Genomic DNA, 6,463 nt, shown 5'->3' with positions numbered 1-6,463 from the left:
GGGTGGGGAACCCGGGGTGCGTGGCCGGCACGGGTCGACGGTGGAACCACGCCCTCGCCGCCGGCAGGGCCAGCAGCGCGGCTACCACAAGGTAACCGAGTGTTTGCCCGATCGAAAGCCCCCCGCCCAGGGGGATCCACCATGCCGGATAAGCATCGGCGATCAGACCGAAGAGTTCGGTGGAGGCCGGATCGTCGGCGCTCGGCCGCAGCGGCACCGACCGCTGGCCGATCAGCAGCGCCAGCCCGCAGCAACCGCCGAGCACTCCGAGCCCGCAGACGACCCAGACCGCGGCGCGGGCGCCGGCTCGTCCGCTGCCCAGACCGAACGCGAGACCGGCGAGGAGCACCCCGACCAGCAGGCTGACCACCGCGGAGACCACGGCGGAGGTGTGCAGCAGCGCGACCGTACCGCCGACCTGGTCGGCGGAGGCGGAGGTACCGGTCGCGGCGGCGCGGAACCGGTCGACGGTGCCGCCGACCACCAGCAGCGCGGCCACGGCGTACCCGACGGCGACAACCGCCATCACCAGCAGCACCGCCATCGCCGACCCGACCGCGGCGGGACGACGGGCCGGAACCGGGTGCGGGTACGACACGACAGGTCCCTCCGATAGGCGTCGATTGCAACCTATCGGAGGGACCTGTCGGCGTCGCTCTTCTTCGGGCCGTCAGCTCATCGGCGGCGGAGTCGGGCCGGGCCGGTCCGACGGAGGCGCCTGGTCACCGGGCTGGCCCGGCACCGGGGGCTGACCGGCCGGCGGCTGACCTGGAGTCGGTGGATAGCCGGGGTCACCGGAGGACGGGTAGCCGGGCTGACCCGGACCCTGCGGGTAGCCCGGGTAGGCGGCGCCGGGCACCGGCGGCTCCCAGGCGGGCTGCGGCTTGCGGAAGAACTCGTTCGCCTTGGGCAACGCGAGCAGGATCAGCGCGGCGAGCAGCGCGAGCACACCGAGCAACGACAGGGCGGTGCTGAGCGGAGTGAACCAGCCGGGCAGCGCCGCGTCGAGCTGACGCTGGATCTCGTCCGGGCTCGGCGCGTTGCCGCTGCTGACGCCGGCGGCGCCACCGGTGAAGCCGCCCGCGGCGCCGCTGGCCAGGTTGCCACCGGTGCAGCAGATCATGATGCCGCCGAGCACCCAGGTCGTGATCCGGGAGCCGTTCTTGCCACGGTTGTTGAGCAGCGCCAGCACCACCAGGCCGACCGCGATGAGCAGCGCGAAGATCGCGCCGCCGATGCCGACCGCGTAGGTGATGCCACCGACCGCGTCGGCGGCATCGGGATCCGTGCTGGCGTACGCGTCGCGCAGCACGTCCCGGATGGTGCCGATGGTGGACAGCGTGATGATGAGGCCGATGAGCTGGAGAACGGCGAAGAGGATCAGCAGGTAGCTGGAAATCGTCACTACGCCCGGCCGTGACCGGGCCGGCGTGCTGGGGGGATCGACCACGATGCTCCTTCCCTAGGTCGGGCCCACACCGTATCGGCAATCAGCCAGCGCGGCAGGCCGCGACGCCACCGCGAGGCGTCCGCCGTGGCGCCGGGGAACGGACGTACGGGCGTGATCAGTAGCCGCGCCACTCCGTCCGGGCGTACTCCAGGACCCGGGGTCGCAGCAGGGTCGAGGCGGGCACCACGAGGCGACCCCGGTCGGCGGGGAAGGTGGCCGCCGCCGCCAGGGTCGCCGGGCTCAGGAAACGCAGCGCCGGCGCGTCGGGGGGCAACGCCAGCGCGGGCGCGACGGCGGCCGGTGCGGCGAGCACGAAGCCCCAGTCGCCGAAGGACGGCACGTCCACGTGGTACGGCACGGTGGCGAAGCCGGCCTCCCGTACGGACGCCTCGATCGACCAGTACGACCGGGGCGCGAAGTACGGGGACCCGGCCTGCACCACCAGCCGGCCGTGCTCGGCGAGCACGGCCCGGATCAGGGCGTAGAACTCGACCGTGTAGAGCTTCGCGGTGGCCGTCTCGTCCGGGTCGGGCAGGTCCGCCACGACGGCGTCGAACCGTCCCGGGTTGCCCCGCAGCCAGCCGAAAGCGTCCGCGTTCACCACCTGGACCCGCGGATCGTCGAACGCGGCCGCGTTGAGCCGGCGCAGCTGCGGCTCGGCACGCGCCAGCGCCACCACCGCCGGGTCGAGGTCGACGACCGTGACGTGCCGGACGTCGGGATAGCGGAGCAGTTCCCGGACGGCGAGGCCGTCGCCGGCGCCGAGCACCAGCACCTCGGCGCGCGGTCCGTTCAGCACCGGATGTACGAGCGCCTCGTGGTAGCGGTACTCGTCCACCGAGCTGAACTGGAGGTCGCCGTTGAGGTAGAGCCGCAGGTCGGTTCCGGTGTGGCCGATCTCCCGCACCGACCGGGTCAGCACGATCTCCTGGTAGCGGCTGCGCTCGGCGTGCACCACGGGATCCCGGTAGAGCTGCTGTCGTGCGGTCACCTCGAAGTCGTGCGCGGTCACCCAGGCGTACCCGAGGCAGACGGCGACCGCCAGGGCGCCGGCACCGAGCGCGACCCGGGACCGGACTCCCAACTCCGTGCGGAAGACCGTGCCGACCAGGGCGAGCCCGGCCAGCGCGTTGACCGCGCCGACCACTATCGCCCCCTTGAGCTGGCCGAAGACGGGCAGCAGCAGGAACGGGAAGGCGAGCCCGCCGAGCAGCGCGCCGACGTAGTCGGCGGCGAAGAGGTCGGCCACCGCGCTCCCCGCCGCCTGCTTCCGGATCCGTTGCAGCAGCACCATGAGCAGCGGGATCTCCGCGCCGATCAGGAGCCCGAGCAGGAACGCGGTGCCGACGAGCGCCGGCCCGTAGAGATCCAGCCAGGCGAACGCCGCGTACAGGCCGAGGACGGAGAGGCCGCCGAGCAACGCGAGGGCCAGCTCGATCGCGGCGAACGCGGCGGCTGCCCGAGGCTGCAACGGCTTGGCCGCGAGCGCGCCGACGCCCATCGCGAAGACCATCACGCCGAGCACGATCGACGCCTGGCCGACGCTGTCCCCGATCAGGTAACTGCCGAGGGCCACCAGGGCCAGCTCGTACACCAGGCCGCAGGCGGCGCAGACGAAGACCGCGGCGAGCACCGCCACCCGAGCCACCCGCCGCCGGGGACGCTCCGGCGCGTCCGCGCTCATCGATCCTCCGGGGTACGCCCCGACGCCGCGCCCACCCTGGCCCGTGGCGCCGCCCCGGCTCGTTCCCGGCGACGCTGGACCAGCCCGACGGTGAGCAGCAGCACGGTGACCAGCAGCATCCCGCCGGCGGCGAGCAGGTAACCCCAGCGGTCCCGCCACAGGTCGTTCCCGGCGGCGGGCAACGGCGGCGGATCGGCCGAGCCGGCCGTGGCGACCGGCACCGGTGCCGCCGCACCGGCCTCGGCGAGCAGCAGCGGCAGGCTGACGGCGGCCCGGGTCACCGCCCAGCCGGGGTCGTCGAGGAAGGCGTCCTCGGTGAGCCCGAACCGCTCCAGCCCCGAATCGACGGCGAGCAGGCGCCCCGGATCCAGGTCGGCGGAGCCCTCGACCGTCACGTACGCGTAGTCGTTCGACTCGCTGCTCTCCGGGACGTAGGTGACGTCCGCGACGACCCGCACCCAGCGCGGGCACCGTGGGTCACCCTCGACGCCCACCCCGTCGCCCAGGTTGGAGCCGGCGCTGACCACCTCGACGTCCGCCTGGAGCACCCAGCCGTAGCAGATCCCCTGCGCCGTGGCCGCCCGCCGGAGAAGCGGCACGGTGTCGTCCCGCTCGGTGACGGTCGGCGGGGCGACGGCGGCGTCGTCGTCCCCGCTCAGCGCACCGGCGACGCAGATGCCCACCAGGACGACCACGGCCGCGAGCCCCGCGCCGACCTTCCACCCGGTGCGGCTCCCCGGCCCGCCCGTGGGCTGCCGCCGGGGTGGTCGACCGCCCGCCATCAGCTGATCGCGGCGGCGATGATCGCGCCGGTGGCCAGGTGCACGACGGCGGAGACCCAGACTGCCGGGTGTGGTTCGGGGTCGACCAGGATCTGCCCGAGCCGGCCCGGGGTGAGGGCGTCGAGCAGCAGGAACGCCGCCGCCATGATCACCAGCCCGAGGATCCCGTACGCGGTCGCGCCGACGATCCCGAGCACGAAGTCGTCCTCGCTCGCGGCGATCGCGGCGACCACGATCACGCCGACGGCGGCCAGGTTCGAGGCGAGCAGCAGAGCGGCGTTGCGGTTGCGGTCGGTCCAGATCAGCTCCCTGAGCCGGCCGGGGGTCGCCAGGTCGACCAGGGCGTAGCCGATGCCCATCAACAGCACCCCGATCGCCCCGTAGGCGAGGGTGACCAGGAGATCGGTGACAAGGGTCTGCACGGGCGCTCCAGGGGTGAGGGGGTTGGTGTCACCACTACTTGCCGGCGCCGGGGCCACCGCCCCGGACGGTGCTGCCACGTCCCCAGCCCCAGTACGAGCCGACAGTGGAGTGGTAGCGCGGGTACGCGGTCCGGAGGGGTTCCAGCAGGATCACCGAGCCGGTGGCGATCGGCAGGATCACCACCGAGTCGTCGTCGTAGCGCAGGTAGACCCCACTGCCGTCGATGTACTGGTCGGCCGGCTGCCAGGCGTCGGTGATCTCCTTCGCGACCCGGCTGGGCGTACCGGCCGAGGTGTAGGCGACCGCCTCCCGGCCGATGTCCCGGCCGGCGTCCCGGGTGTAGCGATCCTCGACGTACCCGCGGGGGGAGAAGCTGCCGTAGAAGACGGCGAAGGCGGCGACGAGCGCGCCGACGACCGCGAAGGCCACCCCCACCACGAACCAGCGCCGGTACGTCATCGCAGCGTCACCACCGTCTCGGTCAGGACCAGTTCGTTGGTCTGCGGATAGGCGTGCCAGGTCCGCCAGGCCACCGCGGCGCCGGGCGCCTCGGGGCGGACCGCGAGGGCGGTCACCGCGTCCGGGTCACCGGGGAAGACGCCGACCAGCGCGAACCTGTCGTCGGCGAGCTCCGCCCGAAGTGCGGCGACCCGGTCACGCAGACCGGAGGCGGGTGGTCGGAGCACCGTCGCGGCGAACCGGTAGCCGGTCGCCTCGTCGCGTACCGTCGCCGGCAGCTCGGGGCGTCGTCCGGGCAGGCAGGCCACGGTCTCGGTCAGCAGCACGTCGCCCGCACGCAGCACCACCTGGTGCGAGGCGCCGAGCAGCCGCAGCCCGAGCCGGATCGCTCCGGGCAGGTCGAGGTCGAGTACGTGCAGCGCGGGTCGCTCCCCGTCGTCCCGGGCCAGGCTGAGGTCGGCCGCGCTGGTGTCGACGTACGGGGCGTCCAGAGTGACCAGCACTCACTGCCCCCCGGTCCGGTCCTCGCCGGCCTGCGGATAGATCATCACCTCGGTGCGGTGCAGGAGCTCGCCACGCGCCACCTCCCAGCCCGCCTCTCCGTACGCCTCGAAGGAGAGCCGCGCCCCGCCGGTCGCCTGGTAGTCGTGGTACCGCATCGTGCCGGCCGGGTCGAGGCCGGTGGTGCCGGTGGCCGTGTACCGCGCCTGACCCGACTCCTTCCAGCTGTAGGAGCGGCCGGCGAAGTCGATGGTCGGCGCGCCGGGCGTCACGGTGGCGCCGGCCTCGGCGCTCCAGAGCACCAGCTCCAGCTCCGGGTCCTCCTCGACGGAGAGCCAGCGCCGCACGCCCTGCGCATCGTCGAGCAGGTGCTCGACCCAGCTCCAACCCCCCTCGACCAGCCGGACCGTGCCCCGCACCAGGTAGGACACCTGGCGGATCTCGACGAGGTCGCCGGGGCGCAACCGGCGCGGGTCACCCCGCAGCGCATCGGCGTCGTGGTCCCGGAGCGGGTCGGTCGGCGCCGCCTCCGGTGGGCGCCGAGACCGGCGCAGCGCCACGACGGCGATCGCCACTCCGGCCGCTCCGACCAGGCAGCCCACCACCGCCACCAGCCACGCCACGGACCCGTTCACCCGCACCCTCCCCGGTACATCGGCGCGAACGGTAACAAGCCCGCGCACCTGCGGGGACTCGACGCATGTCGAGTGAGCACTCAGTCACCCGATCGTCGCGCCCCACAGTGGACACATTGGCTGACCGGCGGGATCACGCCTCGGCGAGGCGGCTCGTGGCGTACTCGCCCAACGACGCTCGGCCCATGACGCAGCCGCTGTACGTGGTGAATTGCCCCGGGTCGTCGCGCATGGCGCGCCACGCCGCCCGCGCGGCCGCCGGGTCGACCCGTTCCAGCAGCGTCGCGGCGTAGGCCCGGCCGGCCGGCGAGCCTCGGGTGAGGAGCCGGTCGAGGTGCTCGCGTACGGCCTCGGGCTGCTCGGCCAGCGCGGCCTCGACCCGGTCGTACGCCTCGGTCACCGGCAGCAGCGTCCCGGCGAACCCGACCCCGCCGAAGGCGACCGTCTCCGCCCGCGCCAGCTCCTCGACCGCGTCCCCGATCTCACGGTCGCGCTTCTTCCCCATCCCGACCATGCCCCCTACTTTCCC

General features: G+C 73.7%; 9 protein-coding genes. All 9 read right to left on the bottom strand.

Annotated features, from left to right (window positions below; genetic code table 11):
* Positions 1 to 544 (bottom strand): hypothetical protein (locus E1211_RS29375; RefSeq protein ID WP_371686220.1); only part of this gene is annotated, 544 nt, incomplete at its 3' end.
* 126 nt (positions 545 to 670) lie between these two features.
* On the bottom strand, positions 671 to 1,450 hold the full coding sequence (locus tag E1211_RS29370) for a hypothetical protein (RefSeq protein WP_132353036.1): 780 nt from the start codon (positions 1,448 to 1,450) through the stop codon (positions 671 to 673).
* A gap of 115 nt (positions 1,451 to 1,565) precedes the next feature.
* On the bottom strand, positions 1,566 to 3,134 hold the full coding sequence (locus E1211_RS29365; protein WP_132353034.1) for a polyamine aminopropyltransferase: 1,569 nt from the start codon (positions 3,132 to 3,134) through the stop codon (positions 1,566 to 1,568).
* Entirely contained in the window at positions 3,131 to 3,916 is a 786-nt protein-coding gene (locus E1211_RS29360; RefSeq protein ID WP_243709749.1) for a hypothetical protein, read from the bottom strand. Before E1211_RS29360 ends, E1211_RS29365 begins: the two co-directional genes overlap by 4 nt.
* Complete coding sequence (locus E1211_RS29355) at positions 3,916 to 4,338, bottom strand: DUF350 domain-containing protein (protein ID WP_132353032.1); 423 nt, start codon at positions 4,336 to 4,338, stop codon at positions 3,916 to 3,918. The genes E1211_RS29360 and E1211_RS29355 overlap by 1 nt, the downstream gene beginning before the upstream one ends.
* Before the next feature lie 34 nt (positions 4,339 to 4,372).
* Positions 4,373 to 4,798, bottom strand: coding sequence for a DUF4247 domain-containing protein (locus tag E1211_RS29350; protein WP_132353030.1), 426 nt, complete (start codon positions 4,796 to 4,798; stop codon positions 4,373 to 4,375).
* On the bottom strand, positions 4,795 to 5,301 hold the full coding sequence (locus E1211_RS29345) for a DUF2617 family protein (RefSeq protein WP_132353028.1): 507 nt from the start codon (positions 5,299 to 5,301) through the stop codon (positions 4,795 to 4,797). The genes E1211_RS29350 and E1211_RS29345 overlap by 4 nt, the downstream gene beginning before the upstream one ends.
* Positions 5,302 to 5,934, bottom strand: a complete 633-nt coding sequence (locus E1211_RS29340; RefSeq protein WP_132353026.1) for a DUF4178 domain-containing protein — start codon at positions 5,932 to 5,934, stop codon at positions 5,302 to 5,304.
* Between the two features lie 133 nt (positions 5,935 to 6,067).
* Entirely contained in the window at positions 6,068 to 6,439 is a 372-nt protein-coding gene (locus tag E1211_RS29335) for a hypothetical protein (protein WP_243709750.1), read from the bottom strand.
* Between the last annotated feature and the right edge of the window lie 24 nt (positions 6,440 to 6,463).

Source organism: Micromonospora sp. 15K316, from assembly GCF_004348525.1.
In the GTDB taxonomy this organism is placed as follows: domain Bacteria; phylum Actinomycetota; class Actinomycetes; order Mycobacteriales; family Micromonosporaceae; genus Micromonospora.
This window is presented reverse-complemented; position numbering and strand designations above follow the sequence as displayed.

Bases quoted from the DNA above. Each gene is read 5' to 3' on its own strand.
- E1211_RS29350 (WP_132353030.1), bottom strand. From the start codon at position 4,798: ATGACGTACCGGCGCTGGTTCGTGGTGGGGGTGGCCTTCGCGGTCGTC.
- E1211_RS29360 (WP_243709749.1), bottom strand. From the start codon at position 3,916: ATGGCGGGCGGTCGACCACCCCGGCGGCAGCCCACGGGCGGGCCGGGG.
- E1211_RS29335 (WP_243709750.1), bottom strand. From the start codon at position 6,439: ATGGGGAAGAAGCGCGACCGTGAGATCGGGGACGCGGTCGAGGAGCTG.
- E1211_RS29365 (WP_132353034.1), bottom strand. From the start codon at position 3,134: ATGAGCGCGGACGCGCCGGAGCGTCCCCGGCGGCGGGTGGCTCGGGTG.